Source organism: Paeniglutamicibacter kerguelensis, assembly GCF_017876535.1.
GTDB classification, from domain to species: Bacteria; Actinomycetota; Actinomycetes; order Actinomycetales; family Micrococcaceae; genus Paeniglutamicibacter; species Paeniglutamicibacter kerguelensis.
This window is the reverse complement of the sequence record NZ_JAGIOF010000001.1, coordinates 999,757-1,025,299: the sequence shown is the minus strand read 5'-3', so window position 1 is coordinate 1,025,299 and position 25,543 is coordinate 999,757. Positions and strand designations below refer to the sequence as shown.

The following is a 25,543-nucleotide window of genomic DNA, read 5'->3' as shown; positions in this document are numbered from 1 at the left end:
CGCCCTCGTAGCTCAGGGGATAGAGCGTCCGCCTCCGGAGCGGAAGGTCGAAGGTTCGAATCCTTTCGAGGGCACCAAGGAAAACCCCTTGTTTCGCGGCAATCATGCGCGGAGCAAGGGGTTTTTTGTTTTGCCAGGATCCAGCCCGGGGCCGGACCCCGCCCTATGCGGCCAGGTGGCGCCCTTCCTCCTCGGCAGGCTTCACGGCAAGCGCCGCCACGGATCCCGCGGCACGGCTTGCCGAATCGTTTTCGCGGGCCAGGAACGTTCCCAATTCGCTGATGGTGCTCATCAACGGGGCGGGGAAGACAACCGTGGAGTTCTTGTCCACCCCCAGCTCCACCAGCGTCTGGAGATTCCGCAATTGAAGGGCCAACGGGTGGGCCATCATGGTGTCCGAGGCCTTGCCGAGCGCCGCGGCGGCCAGGGACTCGCCCTCCGCGGCAATGATCTTTGCCCGCTTTTCACGTTCGGCCTCAGCTTGGCGGGCCATGGCACGTTTCATGCTGTCCGGAAGCTGGATGTCCTTGAGTTCGACCAGGGTCACTTCGACCCCCCATTCGAGCGTCGTCACATCCAGGACTTCGCGGATCCCCGAGTTGATGACGTCCGTCTCGGCCAGCGTTTCATCAAGGGTGTGCTGGCCAACCACCTTGCGCAAGGTAGTCTGGGCGATTTGGTCGATGGCCGCGTTGACGTTTTCGATGGCAACCACCGACTTCACAGCATCAACGACACGGAAGTACGCGACTGCCGAGACATCGACGCTGACGTTGTCCCGCGTGATGATGCCCTGGGACTGGATGGGCAGCGTGATGATTCGCAGGGAGACCTTCGTCAGCCGGTCGATCACGGGGATGATGATCACCAGACCCGGTTTCCTTGCGCCGATGACGCGGCCCAGACGGAAGACCACGCCCTTTTCATATTGCTTGACCACGTGGATGGCAAGCACGGCAAGCAGGATTGCCAGCAAAATGACAACCACGTAGATGACGATGGTGAGTACCATGGCATGTCCTTGGGACGACTGCTCTATCCAGACGTTGAACTCACAGGGAACCGCCGGCGGCCGGTCATTACCCGTCGCCGCGAAGGTTACGCTTGAAGCGCTTGGATCTATACCTTAAATGTAGGCCCGTCGTCGATGCCGGCAGAGGGTCCAAAGGCCCTATGCGGTACGAAAAATGCATCCGGCACCGCTGGCGGGGAAGCTGCCAATTGACGCGTCGCACTCCGCAAACATGCCTCCGGTCCGGGTCGGCCCGATGCCAACGGCCCCCTCCCGGGAAACAATGCGCCCTCTAAGACTTGGCGAAGGATCTTGCAGCGGCCGCCGGCGGTCCAGGGTTTGCCTGCCGCTACGCCACCGGGACCTGTGTTTCCGCATCCGCAGCCGGGAGCGCATCGCCGGCCGGACGCTGGAGCAATTCAAGAACCACCACAGCAATGACGGCTGCCACCAGCGTCCAGATGACCACGCCTGCCGTCAGCGGCCGCACGAAGAGAATGACCAGTGCCCCTGCAACGGCGATCACGAGGCGGAGCAGTAGCCGTTGGCGATAGAGCCACTCCCCCGTGCGTCCGGTGCTTATTCCGTGGCGTTGTGCGGCTTCGCGGACCTGCTTCATCCCCTGCCCGAAGAATCCACGAAGGCGCCGTGGCGTGCGGAACGGCCCGGCGTACCAAGCGACAACGGCGACAGCGACGGCGAGCACAAGGATGGCCGTACTGACTGTCTGCAGTAATTCCACCACAGTTGCATACACCGGGCCGGCGACGTCACCCGGGAGCAGCGACGGGCTGACGGATGCAAGGAAGACGATGTTTCCGGCCGCGAGAGCCGCCACCGTGATCGCCATCGCCAGCGCCAACGCGATGGCCGCCCAGATCAATGCCACCACCTTGCGCCGGGCAACAAGGACGCCCGCCGCAAGGAAGAGCAGCGACGCCCACGGCAACCAGGTGCCGGCCGCGACAGCCAACCCGTAGGCGAGTTGGATCCGTGGCACCGCATCCGACTGGGCAACGACGATCGTCCTGTTTACTTCGGGAACTTGGTTGGCGATGTCGATGCCCTGCGCCACAAGCGCTTTCTTGACTGCGGCGATCACCGGCGAGAGTTCAATGCCAAGGCTTCCGTCCCCGCCGACCTGCAACGCAGCATTCGGGTCGTTCTGCATGGCGCCGGCAAATTGGCTGTGGGAGACCCGCAGGGCTTCCCTCCAGACGACGGCGAAGGCATCTGAGGAGACGAAGTTGGCGACGGTGCTGTGCATGAGGTTTTGGATGCCCGCTGCAGCCGGACCTTTCATGGACTCGAGCGCCTTCGTCGCCAACGGGCCGGTGCCGAGTGCCGTGACGCCGTCGATAATATCCGAAGTCAATTTGTGGACGTCAATGTGCTGGTCGATGGCTTTGGACGCTTCGTCCGCCACGAACGCTTGAACCGCAGGATTGTCGGCCAGCGGGGCATATGCGGCGACGAAGCGGTCGGTGGCGGTGAGCTCGATCTTCGCCCAGGAGGCAGCAATCGCCGTCGGGGCGAGGAGCGCCCCGATCACGATCAGAACGGTCGCCAGCAACGTCCACGGCCAGCTGCGCGGTTTGCGGGGCGTGGGTTCGGTGGTCGCCTGCAGGGACCCCGGAGGCGATACACCGCCCTTGTTCTTGAGGATGCGGTTCTCTTCCTCAAGCTCCGCGATGCGCTTCGCGAGCTCTTCGTTCGATACGCCAGGCATACGATGTTTCCCCTTGTCAGTTGGTGGCGAAGTGGTCAGCGAATTGGCAAACGGTCCTCGGAGCCGCACTCGTGGGTGGGACGGTTCCGGACTTCGAGCAAAGTCGGGACGGTACGGAACCGCCGGCGAAGAGAGCCTCGTCCTGCGGGAAATGGGGAGAGCCTGCCGGCAGCGCAAGCGGCGTGAAGCCAGCGTTCGTCGCGAGCGCGATCGATTCGGCCTCCGCTGCGAGACCGGCCCCGAAGGGCCCGCTGGACCGCGAGGTGACAGGGAGACCGTCCTCAGTGGTGGTGTCTGGAATGCGGCCCGCGCCGGTGAGCGCGCCATCTTCCGCGGACTCGAGACCGTCTACGATCCCGGCCTTCTCACCAGTCGCAACAAACACGCCGGAAACCGGCGAATCTTCAACCGATCCGGCGAATTGGAAGAGGGTACCCTCCACGGACTTCGCTGTTGTCACGACAGTTCCGTTCGTTTCGAAGGGGGCGACAGGGTCTGTGGCAAAAGGAGGGGCGGGTTGCACCCGCGCGTGGTTCGCATCGGCTCCCGCGAATACCGGTTGCTTCCCGGGCGATATCGTGTCTGGACGAGGCATCGGGTCGGCCGCCGACGGATGGATCGAAGCAGGATGGGCCGTGTTCGTTCCAAAGCCAATCGAAGGGAATGCCAGAGGAGTTCCGGCCAGTGCATTTCGCGGGTTCGTTGTCAGCCGGAACCGCTGCCGCACAACGCCAAGGCATTGCAGGAGGCACGGACCAGCCAGGGGCATGGCGTCTCGCTGAGGGGAGACGTCATTGTTCATCGAATCAAGCATCTCGGCCATAGTGACTACCTTCGTCCGGGCATAGGCACACCCGCTATTGCGAAGGTATAGGCATCTCGGCCGGGAAATCATCACCCAATTGGGGTGGAGGTCACAGGCTGGGGCATGGCCGGTGCGCGCGGCGCACGTTCCCCCGGGAACTCTCACGGGAAGCGACTTGGTCGCTGCTTGAACTGCCGGATCCGCCGGCACAACTTAAATAAAGCGGCCCCCACAGCGACGGCGAATCTCAGTGGGGGCCTAGCCGCAACAAACCTTGAGAAAGGCGTATTGGCTGCTTCGAACTTTACAGCCAATGCCTGCAATAGCCCGCATCCTCGCCACGTGATGCTCGATACATCGGCCAGGCGGCGGGCCGATTCCGGTTAGCGGCGGATCCCGCTTTCGTATGAGTAAACGACAATCTGGACCCGGTCGCGCAGGTCGAGCTTGCGCAAGATCGCCCCGATGTGGGTTTTGACCGTCGATTCGCTCAGAAACAGCTTTGCCGAGATTTCCTGGTTCGCCAGCCCCAGCGCCACAGCCGCGAACACTTCCTTTTCCCGCTCCGTGAGGTCGTCGAAAAGCGCGGGAACTTCGGGAACGGGCACCGGTTCGGCTTCAAGCAGCGCGGCAAGATTCTGCGGTGCAATCACCGAATTCCCCGCATGCACCGCCCGGATGGATTCGCACACGAATTCCGGGGTGCTGTCCTTCAGCAGGAACCCGCTGGCTCCATGCCGGACCGCCATGGCGGCATGCTGGTCCCAGTCGAAGGTGGTGAGCATGATGACCTTCGGGACCTTCCCGAATCGGCCGGTGGTGTCCGAGAAGATCTTGCGCGTTGCCTCGACGCCGCCCATGGGCGACATCTGTACGTCCATGAGCACCACGTCCGGTTGGTGCGCGGCAATGGCTTCCAGCGCTTCGGTGCCGTCTGCGGCCTGCCCCACGACTTCCATGTCCTTTTGCGCACCTACGATGATCGCCAGCCCGGAACGGAAAAGCTGCTGGTCATCGACCAACACCACACTGATCTCTTGGTCGTTCAACGGGCTGTCCATTCATTGTTTAGCGGGAAAGTCGCGGCGATCGTGAATATGCTCGGGGCACCTTCGACGCCTTCATCCGTATCGATGCTGAGCGTTCCGGCGACGGAGGCAAGCCGTTCACGCATGCCTCCGAGGCCGGTTCCGCTCCGCGGATTCGGTGCGGAAACCTCAAAATAGTTTGTCACGCTGAGGGTGTAGCTTGTGGTGCCCCAGTAATGGCGCACGTAGATGGGCGTGGTTTCCGTCCCGTGATGCAGGGCGTTGGCCAGCATCTCCTGGACGATGCGCCTGATGACCGGCAGCAGCCCAGCCGGCAACGGCACGGGCTCGCCTAGGGTTTCCTCCGTGACTTCGTATCCTGTCGCCCTGACGTTGTGCAGGATCGCCGAGACGTCCGAGGTCCTCGGCGGCAGGAGACCGAGCTGCGCCGTTTTGAGGGCCATGCTGCGATCGTTCCCCGGATCGGGCGTCGTCGCCTCGGCCGTTTGCGACAGCACGTGGCGCACTTCCCCCAGGGAACGGCGAGCCGCGTCGGCTATGGTTCCCGTCGTTTCACGGATCTTTGCGACATCCGAATCCGGGATAAAGCGGATTGCATCCGCCTGGGCGATGATCACGGCCAGGGAGTGTCCCACCACGTCATGTACGTCGCGTGCCAGCGCGGCGTTCTCGGCGCGCAGCCGGGCAAGTTCCAGCGCGTTGTCGGCCTCTTCACGTGCCTGGGCCGTGTACAGCTCGGCCGATTGTTTGCCGGCAAAGAGCCTGATCATCAAACCAAGCAGCCAGGGCAGGGTCATCATCGACGCCGTCGCGACAAACACCGCGATCACTTGGTTGTTGCTGGGCCATTGGTTGTACTCCACCGCACGGATGACCGGACCCACGAGCCATGAGTCGATGCGAATCATGTACAGCGTGCCGAGCACTGAGCCCACGAGGATTGACAATCCCGAAAGCGCAACCCAGGTTCGGCTGCCGCAACGTGCGGCCATGCCCACCACATAGAGTGCGGCCAGCTGGCTGAGCAGGATATCGAACCTGCTGTTCACTTGCAGCAATGTCGAAAGCCAGACCAAGGAAATCGCCAGGCCCGGCATGGCCCTGGCGCATGCCACCGCGAGCGCGGCGATACCGATGAACACGACGGCGTCGGCGGGGTTGGTGGGCTGGAACCATCTCCAAACACCGGGCCATCCAAGAAGATACTCATGCCCGAAAACCACGACGGAGATGAATACAACGGCAATTATTGCGTCGGGCTGCCATCGGATCCAGGAACGCGTTGGCTTGTCGGGCCGGGACTTCTTCACGCCCAAATGCCTGAATCCAATCGAGCCGACGCACAGGTTTGCGGAAGCGGCACCACGCCGACGACGAAAAAAACAGGGATCTGCATACTCCAACGTTATGCGTAGTTGCGTGCCGGCGTTATCGGCCTGCGGTACCGGGAGCCTCAGCCTTGGGTACCATATGCGCCTTTTCATGTAGCTACCGTGGCCTGATGTGCCAGAACCCGGAAACGCGAAGAATTGGAACATGATGAGATTTCCTTCGCAAACACCACGCTCGCTCTTCTCCCGAATCCTGCGAATTGGCATTGTGGCGACCTCGCTGACGATAGTCATTGCGTCGTTGATCGGTTTCGCATACGCGTTGTGGCCACAGAAGGAGCTGGTGGCCTCCGGATTTGCGAATCCAACGTCCGCCACGGCGGTCGGGCATGGCACAGAGAATATCGGCCTGCTCGGTGCGAAATACGGCAACGGGAAAATCCCCACAAACGAGCTGGAGGAAATAGCTCCCGGCCGCAAATTGGTACCCGCGGCGGCCGAGCATTTCATCCAAATGAAAAAGGCCTTGCACAAGGACGGGCACGAGCTTCAGGTCAATTCCGCATACCGAACCCTGGCCGAGCAAGAACGGCTCGTCAAGCGCCAGGGCTTGCTTTCGGACGGAGGAACCGCGGCACCCGCGGGCGAAAGCGAGCACGGTTTGGGACTGAGCGTCGACCTGAAGCTCTCCAGCGAGGCGCTGCAGTGGATGGAAACGCGGGCCGGATCTTTTGGATTCAAGAACACGGTCCAAGGCGAACCGTGGCACTGGACCTATATGGGCGACCGCTAAGCCTGCCCCGGCGTGCACGTGAGTGGTTCGTCCTTGCCGCATGCCACAAACACGATTCGAAGCCGATCGGGGCATCCGGGGATATCGCCGCGAAACGTTCGGGTAGCGGTGCTTCGGCGAGCGCAGCCAGATAGCTTCATGCGCGTTCCCGGCCGCGGGCGAGCCGGTCATCCCCTCCAATCGCCAGACCACCTGTGCGTTCACGCGCCAATAGAATTCGCCGCAGCCGTGCGGCCAGTCTCGCTTTCCCGGCCAGAACGCTGCAAAGCCCCGGCACGGTCCGTGAAACCCCGCACTCCGGAGCGGGAGGATTCGGTCGCATACGCCCCCTGCCAATGTCCACCTTGCACCGCTAATCTGGTCTTGGGGACTGGCCACACAAACAGGTGGGAGGGAAAACTCATGAGCGTAAGCGATCAACAGCAAGTCGTTCCGGTGATCAGGCGAACGCTCTCCGGTCCGGTCGAGGGAGTCCTGGCCGGCGGGATCGAGCGCTTCATGGGCATCCCCTACGCAGCGGCGCCGGTCGGGGAACTTCGCTTCGCGCTGCCGGTCCTGCCACAGCGTTGGACCGAGCCCCGTCCCGCCACGGACCCCGGGCCCACGGCACCGCAGGTTGCCTACGAAGGACCCCTGGGACGACTCCTGCCCACGGTCATCATTTCAGGAGACGACTACCTGAATGTGAACATCTTTGCCCCGCCGCGCCGCGGTGACACCTTGCGGCCGGTCCTGGTCTGGTTTCATGGCGGTTCCTTGAGCCACGGGTCCAACGCACTCCCCGGGTACGACGGGAGCGCTTTTGCGCGGGATGCTGTTGTTTTCGTTTCGGTGAATTACCGCTTGGGCGTCGAAGGCTTTTCGGTGCTTGAGGATGCACCGTTGAACCTTGGACTTGCCGATCAAATTGCAGCCCTTGAGTGGGTCAAGGCCAATATCTCTGCCTTTGGCGGGGATCCCGCCCAGGTCACGGCATGTGGGCAATCCGCTGGCGGCAATACACTTGCCGCCTTGCTGGCCCATCCCCGGGCCAACAGCCTGATGGCGCGGGCGATTATCCAAAGCGCCCCGTTGAGTGCGCAGCCCGCCTCAAAGGCCCGGCGGATTTCCCAGCGTATCGCCCAGGATCTTGGAATCCAGGATGCCCGTGAGGATTTCATGGCGAAGACCCCTGCCGAACTTCTCGCTTCGCAAGCCAGGGTCCTCTCCGGGGTCACCGCGCTGTCCGGCGGGCCCCAATTCGCCTTGGCCATCGACCCGGAGTTGGTTCCCATTGATCCGCTGGCCGCGCTGATTGACGGGGAGGGCAGCAACGTGCCGCTCATGATCGGAACCACCACCGAGGAGGCCCGGCTGTGGCTGGTCCCCACGGGTTTGGACGCCCGGATCAACGGACTCTATCTGGCGATGGCCAGACGGAAAGCCGGGATTCCACGCTCCGCCCTGAAACTGTTCCAACGGAACCGCCCCGGTGCCACTCCGGGAGAGATCCTCGGTGCCCTGCTGACGGACAAACTGCTTCGGGTGCCGATGAGCAAGGTTGCCGACGCCCGCTACCACGCCCGGGCACAAACCCACGTCTATGAATTCGCTTGGAAGAGCCCTGTCGAGGAACTTGGCGCGGCCCATGCGGTGGATCTTCCCTTTGTCTTCGACAACGTCACATTGCCCGATTCCGTTGGGTTGGTTGGCAATGCCGCACCCCATTCCCTGGCCAGCTCCATGCACGAGGCCTGGGTCTGCTTTGCAACCATGGGCGATCCTGGATGGCCGGCCTGGGACTTCAGCCGGCCGGTGAAGACCTTTGACGGGAAGAAAAATCCGGTTCTCTTCTCCCCTCGCGACGACGAATGCGAGGCACTCGGGTAACTGTGTCCTTCCGGGCACTCCCCGAAACCTTCCCCCATCGACTAGCGTGAACCCTAAGATCACGGTTCTCAGTAGGGGAAAGAAGCACGAATGTTCAACAACGCGCTGTGGTGGGCCATCACGCTCATCGTCATTGACATCACGATTCGCGTGTTGGCAATCATTTTCGTGCCGCGCAACCGCCGTCCGACCTCCGGCATGGCCTGGCTGCTGGCGATCTTCCTGATCCCCTACGTCGGGGTGATTTTCTTCCTCCTGATCGGAAGCCCCAAGCTCCCCCGCAAACGCCGCGAGATCCAAGACGAAATCAACGCCTTCATGCGCGCCGTCTCCATCGAGGAACGCCGCAACCAGGACCTCTCGGGAAACCCTGCCTGGTTCAATTCCCTGTCCGAAATGAACACGACCTACGGCGGGCTCCCCCTGACGCACGGAAGCAGCGGCCGCCTGCTGGAAGACTACGAGGACACCATCGCGGTCATGACCGAGGCGGTGGACGGCGCCACGGACTATGTCCACGTGCAGTTCTACATCTTCAGCATGGACGCGACGACCAGCCCGTTCTTCGATGCGCTCGAACGCGCGGTTGCGCGCGGCGTGCGGGTCAACGTCCTCTTCGACCACTGGGCCTGCCGCGGCAAGCCGTTCTACAAGGAAACCAAGGCACGCCTGGACAGCATGGGCGCCAAGTGGGCGCTGATGCTCCCGCTGCTCCCCCTGGAGGGAAAGTACCAGCGCCCGGACCTGCGCAACCACCGCAAGATCCTCGTCGTCGACGGCAGCGTGGGCTACATGGGCTCGCTGAACATGATCGACCGTACCTACAACGTGAAGAAGAACATCGAGCGCGGCCTCAAGTGGCAGGAACTGGTCCTCGAACTCCGCGGGCCCGGCGTCGCGGCCCTGGACGCCGTGTTCATTTCCGACTGGTACTCGGAAACCGGGGAGGTGCTCACCGAGAGCGTGCGCCGCGCCGAACTTGTCGCCGCGGGCGACTCGCTGAGCCGGCTCGGCGGGTCGCTGATCGACCACCGGGAGGACCGGGGAACGATGCTCACCCAGGTGGTCCCCTCGGGCCCCGGGTTCGAACGCGAGAACAACCTCCGCCTGTTCCTGGGCATGATCCACGCAGCCCAGCAGCGCATCGTGATCACCTCGCCGTACTTTGTGCCCGACGAGGCGCTGATGTACGCGATCACCTCGGCTGTGGCCCGCGGCGTTCCGGTTGACCTGTTTGTCTCCGAAATCGGCGACCAGGCTCTGGTCTACCACGCACAGCGTTCCTACTACGAGGAGCTGTTGCGGGCCGGGGTGCGCATCTACATGTACCCGGCGCCCTACATCCTGCATGCCAAGCACTTCACCGTCGACGACGACGTGGCCCTGATCGGGTCCAGCAACATGGACATGCGCTCGTTCGGCCTGAACATGGAGGTCTCGATGCTAGTCCGCGATGTCGGCTTCGTGCACCAAATGCGCGAGGTCGAAGGCCACTACCGGGATATCAGCCGGCTGCTGACCCTCGACGAATGGCTCAAGCAGCCGCTGCGCTCCACGGTGCTGGACAACCTCGCCCGCCTCACCTCGGCACTGCAATAGGCTCCCTTCCGCGCAGCGACGACGCCGAAACGGACTCCCGCATGGACAACCACAAGTCGGCGATGGCCTTCATCCACGACCGGGCACGCATCCTTGGGGTCGAAGTTGCCGGGGATGCCATCCGCCTGCGTGCCGAGTGTTCGAACGGCATGACCGTCGACCTGGTTCCGGCTGAGGCCGAAGATGCCACCTACCTGCTCGAGCTTGCCGACGAGCTTGTCGGGGCTTACATCGTCTTCGGCGGCTACCTCCGCATGACCGGGCCGGGCGCCTTCCACGTCACGGCCCTGAGCCTCGGCCTCGATCACGCCCTGGCCTTGAGGGGAAACCGACATGGCCTTCGTTAGCGATTCCGGAGTCATCACGGGCGTCACCCGGAACGCGGGCATCGGCGGGTGGCGTCTGGACGTCCTGTCCCCGCTGGAACGCGACGGCGTGATCTCCGCGCCGGCCCATAACTACAGCCTGTCGATCTTCGTCGACCTCTGCCCCGCATGGACGGAAATCCTGCCCCATGCCAAGGGCTTGGAACTGGTGTTCCACGGCCACCTCGGCGGCGAGGGACGAACCGAGGTGGCGGTGCTCGGGATGGGCTTGACCCCGCGCAGCGTCCTTGCCCTGCGCAAGCGCTTGGCCGGGTGAGGCGCCGCCGCGATTCCCGCCAGGCGCACAGACGACGCAGGAGCCGTACCCGGTGGGGTGCGGCTCCTGCGTTGTTTATGTCTTGTTGATCGTTCCGGAGCTACTGGAGCAGGGTCCGGTCATCGAGCTGTGCGCCCTTGATCTTCTCGAACTCGTGCAGCAGGTCCGGAACCGTCATCTTGGCCTTCTGCTCCGCATCCAGGTCCAGGATGATCTGACCGTCGTGCATCATGATCAAGCGGCTGCCTAGGCGCAGCGCCTGTTCCATGTTGTGCGTGACCATCAACGTGGTCAGCTTGTGGCGCTCGACGATTTCCTCGGTCAGCCGGGCCACCAGGGCGGCACGCTGCGGGTCAAGCGCCGCGGTGTGCTCATCGAGCAACAGGATCTTCGGTCCGGAGAACGTGGCCATGAGCAGGCTCAGCGCCTGGCGCTGTCCGCCGGAGAGCAGGCCCACCTTGGACTTGAGCCGCTTTTCCAGCCCGAGCTCAAGGGACTTCAGTTCCTCGACGAACAACTCGCGCTTGGCCTTGTTCACGCCCATGGCCAGGCCGCGGAGCTTGCCGCGGCCCAGGGCCAGCGACATGTTCTCCTCGATCGACATGTTCGGGGCGGTGCCGGCCATCGGGTCCTGGAAGACCCGGCCGATGTACTTGGCGCGCGCATGGTCTGGAAGCCTGGTGACGTCCTTGCCGGCGATGGTCACGCTACCGGTGTCCGGGCGCAGCTTGCCGCCAACCATGTTCAGGATTGTCGACTTGCCTGCGCCGTTGGAACCGATGACCGTGACGAATTCGGCGTCGTTGAGCGTGAGGTTCACATCACGCAGGGCCTTACGCTCATTGACGGTGCCGGGGAAGAATGTCTTGTTGATGTTCTTGATCTCAAGCATTGGTCTTCACCGCGTCTTCCTTTGGAGCAACCGCTTTTCCGTTGATGCGGATGCGGTTGCCGAACTTCGAAAAGCCCTTCCATTGTGGCAGGATCAGCGCGACTACAACCAGTACTGCGGAGATCAGCTTCATGTCGTTGACCTCCAAGCCCGCGTTCAGCGCCAGCTGGATGACCAGGCGGTAGATGACGGAGCCGAAGACCACGGCGATGCAGGCAATCCAGATGGCCTTCTGGCCGAAGATCGCTTGGCCGACGATGACCGAGGCCAGGCCGATCAGGATGACGCCGATGCCCATGCCGATGTCGGCGAAGCCCTGGTACTGGGCGATGAGGGCTCCGGAGAGGCCAACAAAGCCGTTGGAGATGGCCAGGCCCAGGATCTTCTGGTTGTCGGTGCTGACGCCGAAGGAACGGATCATTTCCTCGTTGTCGCCGGTGGCGCGCATGGCCAGTCCGACGTCGGTGCGCAGGAACCAGACGATCAGTGCCACGACGACCATGCAGCCGAGGAACATGAGCGCAACCGAGGTCCAGGTGCCCAGCAGCTTGTTTTCGCGCAGGAACGACATGACGGTTGTTTCGCCCAACAGCGGCGTGTTGGCCTTGCCCATGATGCGCAGGTTGATCGAGTACAGGGCAATCATCGTCAGGATGCCTGCAAGCAGGCCATCGATCTTGCCCTTGGTGTGGAGCAGGCCCGTGACAACGCCGGCGAGTGAGCCGACGAAGAAGGCGAGGATCGTGGCAATGTACGGGTTGACGCCATTGACGATCGAGATGGAGGCGACAGCCGCGCCCGTGGTGAAGCTTCCGTCGACCGTCAGGTCCGGGAAGTCGAGAATGCGGAAGGTCAAGTAGACCCCGAGTGCCATGATCGCGTAGATCAGGCCTAGTTCAACCGCGGTGATCATGGGTGGATCCTTGCGTTTCGAGTGTTGGGTTAATGTCGGTGGCCGGTCGGTGTTGACCGACCGGCCACCGGAAGACCGAGAATCCGGTCGGGATTACTTGGTGTAGGTCTCGACTGCCTCGGAAAGCACGTCGGCCGGGAAGGTCAGGCCGATCTTTTCCGCGGCGGCGGTGTTGATGTACAGCTCGACCTTGGTGATGGTCTCAACCGGCATGGTTTCCGGCTTTGCCTCGCCCTTGAGCAGCTTCACGGCCATGGCAGCGGTCTGCTCGCCGAGCTTCTCGTAGTTCAGGCCGTAGGTGGCGGTGGCGCCGCGCTTGACGGACTCGCCGTCGGCGGAGATGACGGGGATCTTCTTGTCCTGGGAGACCTGCAGCAGGCCCTCGAGTGCCGAAACAACCGCGTTGTCGGTCGGTACGTAGAAGGCGTCGACGTTCAGGCCGGCGGCGGCCTGCTGGACCTCGGAGGAAGCCGAAATGGCCTTCGCTTCGATGGTCAAGCCGAGCTCTGCAGCGGCTTCCTTGGCCCATTCGACCTGTACCTGCGAGTTCACTTCACCCGAGGAGTAGACGATGCCGACGGTCTTGGCTTCCGGCTTGATCTTCTTGAGAAGTTCGAGCTGCTCCTTGACCGGGTTCTTGTCCGAGGTGCCGGTGACGTTGCCGCCCGGGGCTTCAAGGCTCTGAACGAGCTTGGCCGCCAGGGGATCGGTCACTGCAGAGAAAAGCACCGGAATGGTGGTGACGGCCTGGGCCGCGGCCTGGGCGGTCGGCGTTGCGACGGCAAGCACGAGGTCCATGTCCTTGTCGGCGGCGAACTTGCCGATCATGGCGGTGTTGTTGGCCTGGTCGGCCTGGGCGTTGGCGAAGTCGTACTTCACCTTGTCGTCGCCGGTGTAGCCGGCATCTGCCATGCCCTTCTTGAATCCCGTGACAACGGCGTCGAGGGACGGGTGGGAGACGTACTGGCCGATGCCGATGACAACCGGCCCCTCGGCTGCGGGGCTCGAAGCAGCGCCCGAGGCGCCCGGCTCGGGGGTCGAACCGCCACAGGCGGAGAGCACCAGAGCGGTGGCGGCGAGGCCGGCAGCGATCTGGGCGGACTTGAAGAGTTTCATGTTTTTCCTTTCACGACATGCGAGTCATGCCCGGTCTTCGACAATTGCCGCGTCGGGGCGTGTTCAGGATTCGTACGTCCCTGCCTGCGGCCGGAAGTTCTCCTCATGAATCACCTAGATACTACATGTGAATCAACTCACATTTCTTCCATCGACCGTGAAATACAAGACGAATTGATCTTGAAAATAACCCCTTCGGTGAAAAATACAATCCAAAGACGGCCAAAATGGACATTTTGTATCTCACCGCACCATCTTTCAGACGGATACTCGGGAATTTCGCCATGATTTCGGGCACCCAACACTAAAACCGCAAGCCACCTGCCGTTCGGCCTTGGTTTTCCGTCGGCTCCGGCACGGGCGGAGCCGACGGAACGGGGAGGGAGCCGGGGCTGGCCTAGACTGGAGGGACCATGGCTCTGACGATTTCATATCCCGAATCACTGCCCGTTTCCGCACGTCGTGACGACATCAAGTCGGCGATCAAGGACCACCAGGTGGTCATCGTGGCCGGCGAAACCGGATCGGGCAAGACCACCCAGTTGCCCAAGATGCTGCTCGAGCTCGGTTTGGGCGAAAAGGGCATGATCGGCCACACCCAGCCGCGCCGTCTTGCCGCGCGCACCGTGGCCGAACGCATCGCCGAGGAACTTGGCACCACCATCGGCGACGAGGTCGGCTTCCACGTGCGATTCACCGGCGAAACCTCGCGCAACACCAAGGTCAAGGTGATGACCGACGGCATCCTGCTGGCCGAGATCCAGCGCGACAAGCTGCTCAAGAAGTACAACGCCATCATCATCGACGAGGCCCACGAACGCAGCCTCAACATCGACTTCCTGCTGGGCTACCTGCGCCGCATCCTCCCCAAGCGCCCCGACCTCAAGATCGTCATCACCTCCGCGACCATCGACCCGGAGCGCTTCGCCGAACACTTCGCGGCGGAAGGAGCCTACGGCGCGGAGCCCGTGCCGGCGCCCATCATCGAAGTTTCCGGGCGAACCTTCCCCGTCGAGCTGCGCTACCGGCCGCTGAACCCGGCCGACGGCATGGACGAGGACGAGCTGGACCCGGACGCCCAGGTCGAGGACCGCGACCCGTTGGACGCCATTTGCGACGCGGTCGACGAACTGGCCAAGGAAGCCCCCGGCGACATCCTGATCTTCTTCTCCGGAGAACGCGAAATCCGCGACGCCGCCGAGGCCCTGCGCGCCCGCGTGCAGACCAACAAGCGTCTCTCCGGCACCGAAATCCTGCCGCTGTTTGCGCGGCTTTCGCTGGCCGAACAGCACCGGGTCTTCCACCCCGGTTCCGCCCGGCGCATCGTGCTGGCCACCAACGTCGCAGAAACCTCGCTGACCGTGCCCGGCATCAAGTACGTGATCGATACCGGCACCGCCCGCATCTCGCGCTACTCCCACCGCACCAAGGTCCAGCGCCTGCCCATCGAACGAGTGTCCCAGGCCAGCGCCAACCAGCGCTCGGGCCGCTGCGGGCGCGTGTCCGACGGCATCGCGATCCGCCTGTACTCCGAGGAAGACTTCGAGTCGCGCCCCGAGTTCACCGACCCGGAAATCCTGCGCACCAACCTCGCCGCGGTCATCCTGCAGATGAGCTCGATGGGCGTTGTCCGCACCGCCCGCGACGTCGCAGACTTCCCCTTTGTCCAGCCGCCAGATTCCAAGTCGATCGCCGACGGCGTGGCACTGCTGCGCGAACTCGGCGCCCTGAACACCGGCACCGACGCCACCGTCACCGCGGTGGGCAAGCACCTGGCCCAGCTGCCGGTCGATGTACGGCTGGGCCGCATGATCGTCGAATCCGGCAAGCGGGGCTGCGCCAAGGAAGTCATGGTGCTCGCCGCGGCACTGAGCATCCAGGACCCGCGCGAGCGCCCCAGCGAGGAAACCGGCAAGCGCGAGCGCGCCCAGGAGCTGCACAAGCGCTTCGTCGACGACAAATCTGACTTCTCCTCCCTGCTGAACCTCTGGCGCTACCTGCAGGAGCAGCAAAAGGAACTCTCCTCCTCCGCGTTCCGCAGGCTGTGCAAGAACGAATACATCAACTACCTGCGTGTGCGCGAATGGCAGGACCTTTTTGCCCAGCTGCGCCAGCTGGCCAAGCCGCTGGGCATCACACTCTCCCCCGAGCCGGTCGACCCGGCCGGCCACGAGGACGCCATCCATATTTCCCTGCTCTCGGGCCTGCTGAGCCATGTGGGCTCCTGGGACGAGCGCAAGCGCGAGTACGTCGGCGCCCGCGGAACCCGCTTCTCCGTCTTCCCCGGCTCCGCCCTGTTCAAGAAGTCGACAGAGTGGGTCATGGCCGCCGAGCTGGTGGAAACCAGCCGCCTCTGGGCCCGGACCGCCGCCCGCCTGGACCCCAAGTGGGTCGAGGAGGTCGCCGGGGACCTGCTCAAGCGCAGCTATTCGGAACCGCACTGGTCGCGGAACAACGGCGCCGTCATGGGGTACGAGAAGGTCACGCTCTTCGGCCTGCCGATCGTCCCGCGCCGCCGCATCCAGTACTCGCGGGTCGATCCCGAGCTCTGCCGCGAGCTGTTCATCCGCCATGCGCTGGTGGAGGGCGACTGGAAGACCCACCACAAATTCTTTGCCCGCAACCGCCGAGTGCTTGAGGACATCGAGGAACTCGAGACCCGCATGCGCCGCCGCGACCTGCGGGTCAGCGACGAGGACCTCTTCGAGTTCTACGACAAGCGGATCGGCCCCGACGTGGTCTCCGAGCGGCACTTCGACCGCTGGTGGAAGGCCGCCCGGCACGAGGACCCCACACTGCTGGACTTCGACCCCGAGGCCCTGCTGCTCGCCGACGCCCAGGAACTCGACGAGACCGCATTCCCGCGTACCTGGCGCCACGGGTCCCTGGACCTGGACCTGGCCTACGAGTACAACCCGGCGGCCAAGGCCGGGGAATCGGACGGCGTGTCCGTGCGCGTGCCCGTGCTCTTCTTGAACCAGCTCGATCCTGTGCGTTTCCGCTGGCTCATCCCCGGGCTGCGCGTGGAACTTGTCACCGCGCTGATCAAGTCGCTGCCCAAGGTCATCCGCAAGAACTTCGTTCCGGCACCCGACGTGGCGCGCCTTGCCGTCGCCGCGCTGGAAAAGGACTTCAACCCGGAGACCGACGACCTGGCCGAGTCCCTGGAACTGGTGCTGCGCCGGCTCAAGGGCGTGGTGATCCCGCCCGGTTCCTGGAACTGGGATGCCCTTCCGGAGCACCTGAAGTTCTCCTTTCAGGTGATCGACTCCGACGCGAAGATCCTGGACGAGTCCAAGGACCTGGCGATGCTGCAGCAGACCCTTGCCGCGGCCAACCGCTCCGCCCTTGCGCGCTCGCTCGGTGTGAAGCCGGGTGCCTCGATGCCTTCGGGCAAGCCGGCCGGGCCCCAAGGTGCCAAGGGAACCGCCGGCAAGAACGGGAAGCGCGCACCCGCAAATTCCCAGGCAGCCCGCGGCAAGTCCGCCGCGGTGGCCACCACGGTGTGGGAACGCACGGGACTCACCGACTGGGATGCCCAGCTCGGCATCAATGGAACCATCACGCTCAAGGTCGTCTCCGAGGTCGCCGGCCAGCAGGTCACCGCCTACCCGGCCCTGCGCGATGACAAGACCAATGTCCGGCTCACCGTGTTCCGCAACGAGGCCGAGCAGCTCGCGGCCCACCGCACCGGCGTGATCCGCCTGCTGCTGCTCAAGGTGCCGTCCCCGTCGCGGTATGTGCTGGACCACCTGAGCAACAAGGAAAAGCTTGTCTTCACGCAGAACCCGCACGGCAGCGTCGAGTCGCTGATCCAGGACTGCACCATGGCGGCGGTCGACAAGCTGGTGCCCGAGGCCCTGCCGTTCAACAAGGCCGACTTCGACGCCCTCTACGAGAGGGTGCGTGCCGAGCTGATCGACACGGTCTTCGCAGTGACGGCCATCGTGGAGAAGGTGCTTTCGGGCACCCGCCGGATCAACAAGGAGATCAAGTCGGCGTCCTCGATGGCGCTGATCAACGCGCTCAACGACGTGAAGACCCAGCTGTCCCAGCTGGTCTACCCCGGCTTCGTGGCTGCCACCGGCTACTCCCAGCTGGCCCAGTTGCCGCGCTACATCACCGCGATCGAAACGCGACTGGAAAAGCTGAAGGCCGGCAACGTCACCCGCGACAATGCCGCAACCCTGCAGATCCAGGCGCTCGAGGACGAGTACGACGCCGCGCTGGACATGCTGATCCCGGGCATGAGCACTCCCCCGCTGCTGGCCTCGGTGAAGTGGATGCTGGAGGAATTCCGCGTATCGCTCTTCGCCCAGGAACTCGGAACCGCTTATTCGGTCTCCGAGAAGCGGATCCGCCTAGCCATCAAGGAAGGCTTGGCCGCCGCCCGCTAAGGCAGCTGAAAGTTCGATCCTGTTCCGCGCCACGGTGGCCGGGCAGCCTGCGGCATCGCAGCCTGCCCGGCCATTCGGCTTTAAGCCACGTGGGAACATGACAGAACTTTCCACGCCTCCGGTTATCCCTTGGCACACCGGAGGGTGCAGGGCATCGTCAACGACAATTCCGTCGACATCGCGTGACCCCAGGGCGTCTGCAAAGTCGTTAGCGTGAGCCGATTCCCGCGATTTCGAGCGCTTGGCCGGGGTGGTTTCTGAGTTTCCGGGTGGCCTTGGCGATGTTGTTGTGGCCGTGGCGCTTGAGCAGGGTGATGGCGATGTTCCGCAGGATGGCCATCACGCGGGGCGTGTTTCCGGTGCGGATTTGGGATTTGTCCTCCTGCCAAACGACATCCCTGCGCCAATGCAGGCCGTTTTCGATGCCCCAGTGTCCACGCACCCAAGCGCCGAGTTGCGCCGGGCTGGCCTGGTGGGTGGGCAGCGAGGTGACGGCGTAGACGGTCTCGAGGTGCCAGGTAGTGGCGCCGACGACCCGTGATTTGCGGGTGATTTGGATGGCTTGTTCCGCGTGCGGGAAGCCGATGCCCGGGTTCAGGGTGGCGCATTTGACCGTGCGGATCATCTGCCGGCCGTTGGCCTTGGACCTGCTCCGGTTGCCCGCCGGGACCTGCTCCCAGGGGCTTTGCGCCAACTGGTCCAGCAGGGTGGGCTGGTTCCCCTTCACGGTGAAGATGTAGTGGGCTCCGCGGCCGGCCAGGTAGCGGGCGTGGCCCGTCTGGGTGTGCAAGGCATCGGCGGTGACGACCACGCCCTTCAGGTTGGTGAAGTGGTCCATCAGCGACGGGAACTGCGTGATCTCATTGGTTTTCCCGTCCACCGACACCTGGGCCAGCACCTCGTGAGTGTCCTGGTCGATGGCCGCCATGAGGTGGACGCGGGTTCCCTTGCCATTCTTGGCACCGCGCAGTTCCTTGCCGTCCACGGCGATCGCCGCCGGATTGCTCCGCTGCTGCGCCCAGTCCGAGACCAGCAGGTCCATGGACGCGGCATCGAGTCGTTCGAAAACCCGGGCGAGCGTGGTCGCATGCGGTGAACCGATTCCGTGGACTGCCAACTCCGACCGTGCGGTGTCCGCGGCCCATTCGGCCATTTCCACCAGGGTCTTCGCGCCGGCCACCACCGAGCAGACCATGATCACCAGCAGGTGGGCGAACCCGTGGCGAACACCGCGCCTGGCCCGCGGATCCGGCAGTCCGGCCAGCGCGGCAAGGACCTCCTGCGGGTTGAGGGTTACAGGTGCGTGGCCGTCGAATTGGGCAATGAACTCTTGCAGGTGCGAAGATGGCACGTAGGAACTCCTGTAAAACATGTGGGCTGATATTCACATGCTTAACAGGGGTTCCTACTCATTAAAAGGGGTCATCGGGTTCGTCTCACATCTTAAGACTCGAGGCTGCTTGGCGACTTTGCAGACGCCCTGCGCGTGACCCACCTGTCATCTTCCAAGCTTCATGTGAACGTGACCATGAAGAGCTGCGCAACTGATGGCCTGAAGGATCCCAACATCGTTGGCTTGGCGGACCCGCGGTTGCGCCCCTGGAACAGTGGCCCGAACCGTTGTCGATGATGCCGTGGCTCACGTGGTTGTGTTCGACCTTGCCGTGGTCGATGGAATCGCGCATGACCACGAGAAGGCAACATTGCATGTTTCCTCGCTGTCACAGCCTCAGGCGAGTATTACGATGGACCGTTGCAACAAGCAAAACAGCCGAATGAAGGTTTGGAAATATCAATGAGTTTCTTTAGAAAAGAAGTGCCTTTGTGGCGTGCTCTGCTTACCGGTCTCTGCATAGCTGTGGTTTTCGGGCTGGCTGCGGTTGGCGCACTGAGGGCACCGCAGGGCATGCTCAATTTCCTTCCCTTTAGCAACAATTCCGAAAGCCGCAATTCACAAGTCATCGACTCCCTTACCCGCGAGGAGCAGGTCGTACTGCTGAGTTTGGGCATCCAGGGCATTTCTGAAAAGAACGGTCAAAGCAATTTCTTCGGAATCGAAGTTCCCGGAAGTTCGAGAGTCTCGTTAATTCAGTATGGCTTCAAGGCGAAACTCGGCTTCGATGGCAAGGACGTGAAGTACGAGTCGTCTGGAGACAAGATTCTTATTTCCTTTCCAAAGTTCATCTTCATCGGCCACGACGATGAGACTTTTCGGTTGGTCACCGAGAACAATGGTGTTCTGAGTTGGATTACGCCAGAAATTGACGCTGTCGAAATGGTCAACAACATCCTCAGCGACGAGGCCAAAGACCAGTACATTGATTCCAATGAAGCGGATTTGAAAGATCAGACGTCCGTCTACTACAAGAACATCGTCCAGGGCATTGATTCTGACATTGAAGTTGAGCTCAAGTTCCGCAATTGATGAGAGGCACGAAGAGCTAGCCACGAACTTTCATGCTGCCGGGTTTCTGGTGGATCACGGCTAACTGCCTGCCCTGTCGGATCCTATGTTGGCATTTGGGTGCGGCATTGTGATCAATGCGTAGTGCCGGGTCCGCAAGGTCAGGCAGGTTGCACGTTCGGCCGAGCATGGCCCATTTGCTTGGGGTGCAGGCAACCCCGTGGAATGGTTCCTTAACTCGGACTGCACCGCTGTGCACCTCAATCAGGCGCGGGCACCATGAACACGGGACGTCGGTAGCTTTCCATGCGTCTTCGGAGCATGATGATCCTTCCCCTGATGCTGTTCCTCGGACTGCTCGGCCTCTTGGCGCTGTTACAACTCATGCTTGTACTTGGCGCACCGTGGGGGGTCTTTCGCCTGGGGCGGCCGGCACCAAGTACTCCCCTCTCGAACGCGCGTTGGCAGCGCCCTGGCGATCTTGATCTATGCCTTGTTCGCCATGGTGGCGTTAGACCGAGCCGGCATCATTCATTCGTTCCCGGGGACCGGCTTCAGCACCGCAGCCATGAGGGCCAGCACCGCTTTCCTGGTACTGAGCATCGTGCAGAACCTCTTCTCGAAAAGCAGCCGCGAACGACTGGCCATGACTCCTGTTGTCATTTTCCGGGAAAACCAATGAAGAAGAATTAGAGGAAAATGACAATACAAGGGCCTGATGCTAGGCATTCATGCGTTCAGCTGCGCCGAGTAATTGAACATACAAGAATGCCGAGACAGCAACTGCCGCTATCTGAATCAGGGTCGCGTAGAGCATTGTCCAATAATCGCTTCGAGTGCGTTGAATCTCGTAGTAGCTGCGAAATTTGGTGGTCCCCCAAACAAACACGACCAGGGAAAGCAATAGGCCGACGATCGTAACTACCAGGATCATCAGTGGATGCGTATTGAAGGCCAAGAGCCCGAACAAGGTCAGTGACGCCAGCCCGCCAGGAATCATCCAACGCAATGCCTGAACGGGCGTCATTACCGTCCACTTCCACACGTTCATGCACCCTTCCAGCGACCGATTAGTATCCCACGTATTCACAACCAGAATACTCAGGGGATTTTTCGAGGGGATGAAGCCTCGTTCTTTCACCATCCCGATGGAAGGTTCCCCTTACGGGATGGTTATGTTCAGAGCAAGGACGGTCTGGTCAGGGCTGAACCGCTTAGCGTGAATTTCCGTACCGCTCATCCGTCTGTCCCGAATCTAGAACCATGCATTCCCCGCCATGGAGCGTGGCAGGTTTCTGGCTTACTTGGGTCCCACCCCTACAAGAACTGCCGTCCCCGTCCCCCGGCTGACGCACGGATTCCTCTTGTTCCACACACCAAGAGAAAGACCACCCGAGGCCATGGAACCTCCGCCCACCCGGCACGGGAACCGGGCCATCGTCATGGCCCGGACCCAAGAATCCACCGAAATTCAGGCCCCCACGGAAAATCCAGCCCCAAAAGCCACTACTCGCGGATTCGGGTCAGAGGTCGAACGCGTCGCAGCGATCGGCGCCTGGCTGCACGGCTACAATCGTCACCGCGGGCACACCTCGCCCAAGGGTCAGCCACCGGCCAGCCGCTCACAGCAAAGGCACAGGCAGGTGCTATGTAGGGGGCTAGCCCTCCCGCCCTAGAATGTGTCCATGAGCGTCGAAGACGCAGACTTGGGGGAGATCACATGCGACATGCAGAATCCGTTCCGCAGCGTTTCCACAACCATCCTCATCGCCGCACCCGGCTGTGGACCGTTGCGCTGTGCGCGGCACTGGCTGGCGGCGTTGCCGCATGTTCGGGCGAGCCACGGCCGCCTGTGAGGGTGGAGGCCCCGCCGGCCCCTTCTTTCGTGCAGGAAGTGGTGGAGCCCAGTGCGCTGACCCGGCATCTGGAGGCGTTCCAGGATGCGGCGGACGCGACTGGTGGGAACCGGGCCGACGCCACCAAGGGCTACGAGGCGTCCGCGGCGTACGTCGAGGAGCAGTTGCGTGCGGCGGGGTACGAGCCGCGGCGTCAGGAGTTCAGCTACGGCCGGCGCAACCCCGTGGACGCGTTCAACATCCTGGCCGACACCGGCAGTAGCTCCGGCAGCGTGCTGGTACTCGGCGCGCACCTGGACTCGGTCGAGGAGGGACCCGGGCTCAACGACAACGGCAGCGGGGTCGCCGCGGTGCTCGAGGTCGCGCTGCGGCTCGCGGAGGAGGGCGCCGTGTCGCGGGAGCGGATCCGGTTCGCGTTCTGGGGTGGCGAGGAGGACGGAATGCACGGCTCGGAATACTACGTCGAGCAACTCTCCCGCGAGGAAACCGCCGCGCACGTCGCGTACTTGAACGTCGACGTGGTGGGCTCGCCGAACGCGGTGGTCTTCGTGTACGACGGCGACGGCTCGGACAGCGAGGAGGCCGGGCCCGAGGGGTCTGGCGCCATCGAACGGGTGTTCCAGGACATCCTGCGGGCCGAGGGGGTCCAGGCGCTGCCGTTCGGGTTCATCGAGGATTCGGACTACGACGCGTTCGTGAAGGGCGGCATCCCGACCGGGGGCCTGTTCACCGGCGACGCGGGGACCAAGAGCGAGGCCGAGGCGCGCACCTTCGGCGGGCAGGCCGGGGAGCAGTACGACGAGTGCTACCACCAGGCCTGCGACACCATCGAGAACGTCGACATGGCCATGCTGGAGCAGATGACCGAAACGCTCATGAGCGCGACGGTTTCGCTCGGCAGCATCGAGGGCGGCCTGGCCATGGGCGCGGCAACGGAGGAGGGCGCCGGCTGAGGCGCCGCGAACTCAGGCCTTCACGAGGGCCGCCGCCTCATCGTGGGCGGTGGTGCCCGAACCGAGGTAGCGCTCGATGCTGACGGGGCAATGGCCAAGCCCGCCACCCGGCCCCCGACCGCGGAAGTTGATGACCTGGCCGGTTCTCCCGCACCCGCAGGTACCGGTCTCGACGTCGCCCACGTCGTCGGTGAGGAGGAAACCGGGGTAGCTGGTGTTGAGGGCGTCCAGTACGGCGATGGCCCCCTCCCCCGGAGCGAGCTCCTTGCCGATCTGGTCAGGGTCCCGGATGGAGATGTAGCACCACGGCGGGACGTGCTTGCGATGCAGGTGGCATTCGACAGCGAGCATGTTCGATTCGATCATGGCCATGAGCAGCGACTCGCCCGTGCCGCGGACCTCGGGCCACTTTCCGTGGGACCAGTCGAGGTCCGTCGCGACGAGCCGTACGCCTCGGATCCGCCGCCAGACCTCGAGGCGGGGATTAGTCGTCACGGCCGTGAGCACGCGTGCCAGCCGGTCCGCCGGAATCTGCCGCGGGAGCCCGAGCGGACGGCGGATGTCCTGGTGGTGGATCGTGGCGTCGACGAGCCCGACCAGGCCACCGAATCCGGCCGTCAGTCCACACGGCCGCAGGTGGACCCGGACGACGTCGAGCAGTCCGTCGATCGTCAGGTGCGCCGTCTCGTCGACCCCGACCTGATTGGCCCGGATCAGGAGGCCCTTGGCGAACCGGCGCAGGAGACCGGTGCGGTCGAGGCCGTCGTAGGACACCATATGGGGCGACCACGTCGCGCACGCGCCAGCCCCCGCACAGCGAGGCCTCGTCCCACTGCTCGGGCGTGAAGGTCGACAGAAGGTCCTCGATGTCTTCCCGCTCGGCCTGCGCCATGCCCATGTCATTCACACCCAATATGGTCGCACGCACCACGGCATCGTCCGGACAACGCATCCTCATGGGAGCCCGCCTCTACAACATCCTCGCCGGGCTCTTCACTACCCGCGACCCCGTCACGGCGGCAACATCACCTACGCCCCCCAAGACCCCATCAACAAAAACGAAGTCACCGGTTTCTGGGATGGGCAAAGATTGGAAGAGTTGCCGAACGCATCTCCACCTGGGTCGGGATAGTCTCCGGTTGGTTGTTCCAGGTCTGCGGCGCCGTGTCGCTGGCTGCTGGTCTGGTTTCGTCTGGTTCATACCACCCCGCGGGCAAGAAGTATAGAAAGACGGCCCATGCCTCGCTTGGCCTGACAGTGGCTGGGGTTCCCGTGACCGAACCGCGGGGTGCTGTCGCGGCGGGCGCACGGCCGCCGTCGCCGGCGCCGGACCGCGGATACCGGTCCCCGGTTCACGAAATTCGTGCCAGAACCATTTACCGTTGCGATTCACAACCAATGGGTCACCCTCTGGGTACGGTGCCTTTTCGAACGGTTCAGGCCTCGAGCTTGTGCAGTCGACTTCTGACTGTGCAGTCGACTTAGAGGAAAATGACAACCGTGTCGCTGGCCTTGAGCATTCTGGCGGTTCTCGTCGCGGTGGGTTGAATCCCGCATCAGGTCATTCCACACCGCCCCGCGGAATCCCCTGCGACGGCGCTTGGCGCTGGCTGGCCCATCTCGGATCCCGGAACCGGCGGTCTGCAGCGAGGTCGGCGACGACCGGCAAGATGCCCGTTGCGCACGACTTCGCCGGCGTGCTAGGTTTCCGGTGATCGTGATCAATCGGCAGGAGGTGAGACCCATGAACGCAGTGTCCATAATGGGCGCTCCCCCGCAGTCCACGATCGCGCGACGGGTCTAGCCGCGACCGGGAGCGCCCGCCAGGCAATTCGCGAAAGGCGACTCCCATGAACTCATCACCTTTTTCAACCCTGCACATCACCTCGACCACGCCCCCCCGTTACCTTTTTTGTAATCCCTTAACCGAGCCCCATGGGCAAGGATTGGGGTTGCTGGCCTGTCGGTCCCGGCATGATTCACTCCCCCTGTCATCCATGATCCGGGGGTGCTGTCACCGGGACCGGGAGGCACCGGGGATATCGCAAATAGGGGCCGGATCGGGACAGGACAGCACCCGTCCAATTGTCGGTCGTAACGTGGATGCCGAGCCGTGGAGCCGCAGGACAAGCCAGCACCGTTTCATCCGATGCCGCCCACCGGTGGCCCCACGAATGAGGTGC

General features: G+C 63.1%; 21 protein-coding genes and 1 tRNA gene. 10 read left to right on the top strand and 12 right to left on the bottom strand.

Annotation, left to right across the window (positions count from 1 at the left end; genetic code table 11):
• Window position 1: 1 nt before the first annotated feature.
• Window positions 2-77: transfer RNA gene (locus JOF47_RS04600), tRNA-Arg, on the top strand.
• An 86-nt stretch (window positions 78-163) separates the two neighbouring features.
• Here JOF47_RS04600 and JOF47_RS04595 read toward each other — a convergent pair.
• The 5 genes from JOF47_RS04595 to JOF47_RS22280 form a co-directional block, all read right to left on the bottom strand.
• The gene (locus JOF47_RS04595; protein ID WP_209996247.1) at window positions 164-1,012 is read right to left on the bottom strand and encodes a slipin family protein; all 849 of its coding nucleotides are present in this window, start codon (window positions 1,010-1,012) and stop codon (window positions 164-166) included.
• A 349-nt stretch (window positions 1,013-1,361) separates the two neighbouring features.
• Entirely contained in the window at window positions 1,362-2,741 is a 1,380-nt protein-coding gene (locus JOF47_RS04590) for a hypothetical protein (RefSeq protein WP_209996246.1), read from the bottom strand.
• Window positions 2,742-2,757: 16 nt separating this feature from the next.
• Window positions 2,758-3,201: a hypothetical protein gene (locus JOF47_RS04585; RefSeq protein WP_209996245.1), complete on the bottom strand. Its 444-nt coding sequence runs from the start codon at window positions 3,199-3,201 to the stop codon at window positions 2,758-2,760.
• Between the two features lie 728 nt (window positions 3,202-3,929).
• Entirely contained in the window at window positions 3,930-4,595 is a 666-nt protein-coding gene (locus JOF47_RS04580; RefSeq protein WP_245356251.1) for a response regulator, read from the bottom strand.
• Entirely contained in the window at window positions 4,592-5,905 is a 1,314-nt protein-coding gene (locus JOF47_RS22280; protein WP_209996243.1) for a sensor histidine kinase, read from the bottom strand. The genes JOF47_RS04580 and JOF47_RS22280 overlap by 4 nt, the downstream gene beginning before the upstream one ends.
• A gap of 226 nt (window positions 5,906-6,131) precedes the next feature.
• Between JOF47_RS22280 and JOF47_RS04570 the strand changes: the two genes are divergently transcribed.
• From JOF47_RS04570 to JOF47_RS04550, 5 genes are all read left to right on the top strand, one after another.
• Window positions 6,132-6,719 (top strand): M15 family metallopeptidase, encoded by a 588-nt coding sequence (locus JOF47_RS04570; protein WP_209996242.1) that lies wholly within the window; start codon window positions 6,132-6,134, stop codon window positions 6,717-6,719.
• 402 nt (window positions 6,720-7,121) lie between these two features.
• Complete coding sequence (locus JOF47_RS04565; RefSeq protein ID WP_209996241.1) at window positions 7,122-8,588, top strand: carboxylesterase/lipase family protein; 1,467 nt, start codon at window positions 7,122-7,124, stop codon at window positions 8,586-8,588.
• 90 nt (window positions 8,589-8,678) lie between these two features.
• Window positions 8,679-10,187 (top strand): cardiolipin synthase, encoded by a 1,509-nt coding sequence (gene cls / locus JOF47_RS04560; protein WP_209996240.1) that lies wholly within the window; start codon window positions 8,679-8,681, stop codon window positions 10,185-10,187.
• A 41-nt stretch (window positions 10,188-10,228) separates the two neighbouring features.
• Entirely contained in the window at window positions 10,229-10,534 is a 306-nt protein-coding gene (locus JOF47_RS04555; RefSeq protein WP_209996238.1) for a hypothetical protein, read from the top strand.
• Window positions 10,521-10,829, top strand: coding sequence for a hypothetical protein (locus JOF47_RS04550; RefSeq protein ID WP_209996237.1), 309 nt, complete (start codon window positions 10,521-10,523; stop codon window positions 10,827-10,829). The genes JOF47_RS04555 and JOF47_RS04550 overlap by 14 nt, the downstream gene beginning before the upstream one ends.
• Window positions 10,830-10,929: 100 nt before the next feature.
• Here JOF47_RS04550 and JOF47_RS04545 read toward each other — a convergent pair whose 3' ends face one another.
• The 3 genes from JOF47_RS04545 to JOF47_RS04535 all read right to left on the bottom strand — a co-directional run bounded on the left by JOF47_RS04545 (window position 10,930) and on the right by JOF47_RS04535 (window position 13,750).
• Window positions 10,930-11,721, bottom strand: coding sequence for an ABC transporter ATP-binding protein (locus JOF47_RS04545; protein WP_209996235.1), 792 nt, complete (start codon window positions 11,719-11,721; stop codon window positions 10,930-10,932).
• Complete coding sequence (locus tag JOF47_RS04540; RefSeq protein WP_209996233.1) at window positions 11,714-12,634, bottom strand: ABC transporter permease; 921 nt, start codon at window positions 12,632-12,634, stop codon at window positions 11,714-11,716. The genes JOF47_RS04545 and JOF47_RS04540 overlap by 8 nt, the downstream gene beginning before the upstream one ends.
• A gap of 93 nt (window positions 12,635-12,727) precedes the next feature.
• On the bottom strand, window positions 12,728-13,750 hold the full coding sequence (locus JOF47_RS04535; protein ID WP_209996231.1) for an ABC transporter substrate-binding protein: 1,023 nt from the start codon (window positions 13,748-13,750) through the stop codon (window positions 12,728-12,730).
• Window positions 13,751-14,163: 413 nt separating this feature from the next.
• Here JOF47_RS04535 and hrpA point away from each other — a divergent pair, with 413 nt between their 5' ends.
• The gene (gene hrpA / locus JOF47_RS04530; protein ID WP_209996230.1) at window positions 14,164-18,147 is read left to right on the top strand and encodes an ATP-dependent RNA helicase HrpA; all 3,984 of its coding nucleotides are present in this window, start codon (window positions 14,164-14,166) and stop codon (window positions 18,145-18,147) included.
• A gap of 208 nt (window positions 18,148-18,355) precedes the next feature.
• Here the strand turns inward: hrpA and JOF47_RS04525 are convergent, their stop codons facing one another.
• Window positions 18,356-19,498, bottom strand: a complete 1,143-nt coding sequence (locus tag JOF47_RS04525) for an ISAs1 family transposase (protein WP_209996229.1) — start codon at window positions 19,496-19,498, stop codon at window positions 18,356-18,358.
• A gap of 402 nt (window positions 19,499-19,900) precedes the next feature.
• Here JOF47_RS04525 and JOF47_RS04520 point away from each other — a divergent pair, with 402 nt between their 5' ends.
• Window positions 19,901-20,572, top strand: coding sequence for a hypothetical protein (locus tag JOF47_RS04520; protein WP_209996228.1), 672 nt, complete (start codon window positions 19,901-19,903; stop codon window positions 20,570-20,572).
• Window positions 20,573-21,272: 700 nt separating this feature from the next.
• On the opposite strand, the gene JOF47_RS04515 is transcribed toward JOF47_RS04520, so the two are convergent.
• Complete coding sequence (locus JOF47_RS04515) at window positions 21,273-21,602, bottom strand: hypothetical protein (RefSeq protein WP_209996227.1); 330 nt, start codon at window positions 21,600-21,602, stop codon at window positions 21,273-21,275.
• A gap of 634 nt (window positions 21,603-22,236) precedes the next feature.
• On the opposite strand from JOF47_RS04515, the gene JOF47_RS21770 reads away from it, so the two are divergent.
• Complete coding sequence (locus JOF47_RS21770; protein WP_245357013.1) at window positions 22,237-22,407, top strand: hypothetical protein; 171 nt, start codon at window positions 22,237-22,239, stop codon at window positions 22,405-22,407.
• Between the two features lie 29 nt (window positions 22,408-22,436).
• Complete coding sequence (locus tag JOF47_RS04510; RefSeq protein WP_342592711.1) at window positions 22,437-23,360, top strand: M20/M25/M40 family metallo-hydrolase; 924 nt, start codon at window positions 22,437-22,439, stop codon at window positions 23,358-23,360.
• A gap of 12 nt (window positions 23,361-23,372) precedes the next feature.
• On the opposite strand, the gene JOF47_RS22460 is transcribed toward JOF47_RS04510, so the two are convergent.
• Both JOF47_RS22460 and JOF47_RS22455 read right to left on the bottom strand, forming a co-directional pair.
• Window positions 23,373-23,711, bottom strand: coding sequence for a LuxE/PaaK family acyltransferase (locus JOF47_RS22460; RefSeq protein WP_425354919.1), 339 nt, complete (start codon window positions 23,709-23,711; stop codon window positions 23,373-23,375).
• 133 nt (window positions 23,712-23,844) lie between these two features.
• Window positions 23,845-24,252 (bottom strand): maleylpyruvate isomerase N-terminal domain-containing protein, encoded by a 408-nt coding sequence (locus tag JOF47_RS22455; protein ID WP_425354918.1) that lies wholly within the window; start codon window positions 24,250-24,252, stop codon window positions 23,845-23,847.
• Window positions 24,253-25,543 lie beyond the last annotated feature (1,291 nt).

Bases quoted from the DNA above. Each gene is read 5' to 3' on its own strand.
- JOF47_RS04595 (WP_209996247.1), bottom strand. From the start codon at position 1,012: ATGGTACTCACCATCGTCATCTACGTGGTTGTCATTTTGCTGGCAATC.
- JOF47_RS04590 (WP_209996246.1), bottom strand. From the start codon at position 2,741: ATGCCTGGCGTATCGAACGAAGAGCTCGCGAAGCGCATCGCGGAGCTT.
- JOF47_RS04570 (WP_209996242.1), top strand. From the start codon at position 6,132: ATGATGAGATTTCCTTCGCAAACACCACGCTCGCTCTTCTCCCGAATC.
- JOF47_RS04565 (WP_209996241.1), top strand. From the start codon at position 7,122: ATGAGCGTAAGCGATCAACAGCAAGTCGTTCCGGTGATCAGGCGAACG.
- cls (WP_209996240.1), top strand. From the start codon at position 8,679: ATGTTCAACAACGCGCTGTGGTGGGCCATCACGCTCATCGTCATTGAC.
- JOF47_RS04555 (WP_209996238.1), top strand. From the start codon at position 10,229: ATGGACAACCACAAGTCGGCGATGGCCTTCATCCACGACCGGGCACGC.
- JOF47_RS04550 (WP_209996237.1), top strand. From the start codon at position 10,521: ATGGCCTTCGTTAGCGATTCCGGAGTCATCACGGGCGTCACCCGGAAC.
- JOF47_RS04545 (WP_209996235.1), bottom strand. From the start codon at position 11,721: ATGCTTGAGATCAAGAACATCAACAAGACATTCTTCCCCGGCACCGTC.
- JOF47_RS04540 (WP_209996233.1), bottom strand. From the start codon at position 12,634: ATGATCACCGCGGTTGAACTAGGCCTGATCTACGCGATCATGGCACTC.
- JOF47_RS04535 (WP_209996231.1), bottom strand. From the start codon at position 13,750: ATGAAACTCTTCAAGTCCGCCCAGATCGCTGCCGGCCTCGCCGCCACC.
- hrpA (WP_209996230.1), top strand. From the start codon at position 14,164: ATGGCTCTGACGATTTCATATCCCGAATCACTGCCCGTTTCCGCACGT.
- JOF47_RS04515 (WP_209996227.1), bottom strand. From the start codon at position 21,602: ATGAACGTGTGGAAGTGGACGGTAATGACGCCCGTTCAGGCATTGCGT.
- JOF47_RS21770 (WP_245357013.1), top strand. From the start codon at position 22,237: ATGAGCGTCGAAGACGCAGACTTGGGGGAGATCACATGCGACATGCAG.
- JOF47_RS22460 (WP_425354919.1), bottom strand. From the start codon at position 23,711: ATGCTCGCTGTCGAATGCCACCTGCATCGCAAGCACGTCCCGCCGTGG.
- JOF47_RS22455 (WP_425354918.1), bottom strand. From the start codon at position 24,252: ATGGCGCAGGCCGAGCGGGAAGACATCGAGGACCTTCTGTCGACCTTC.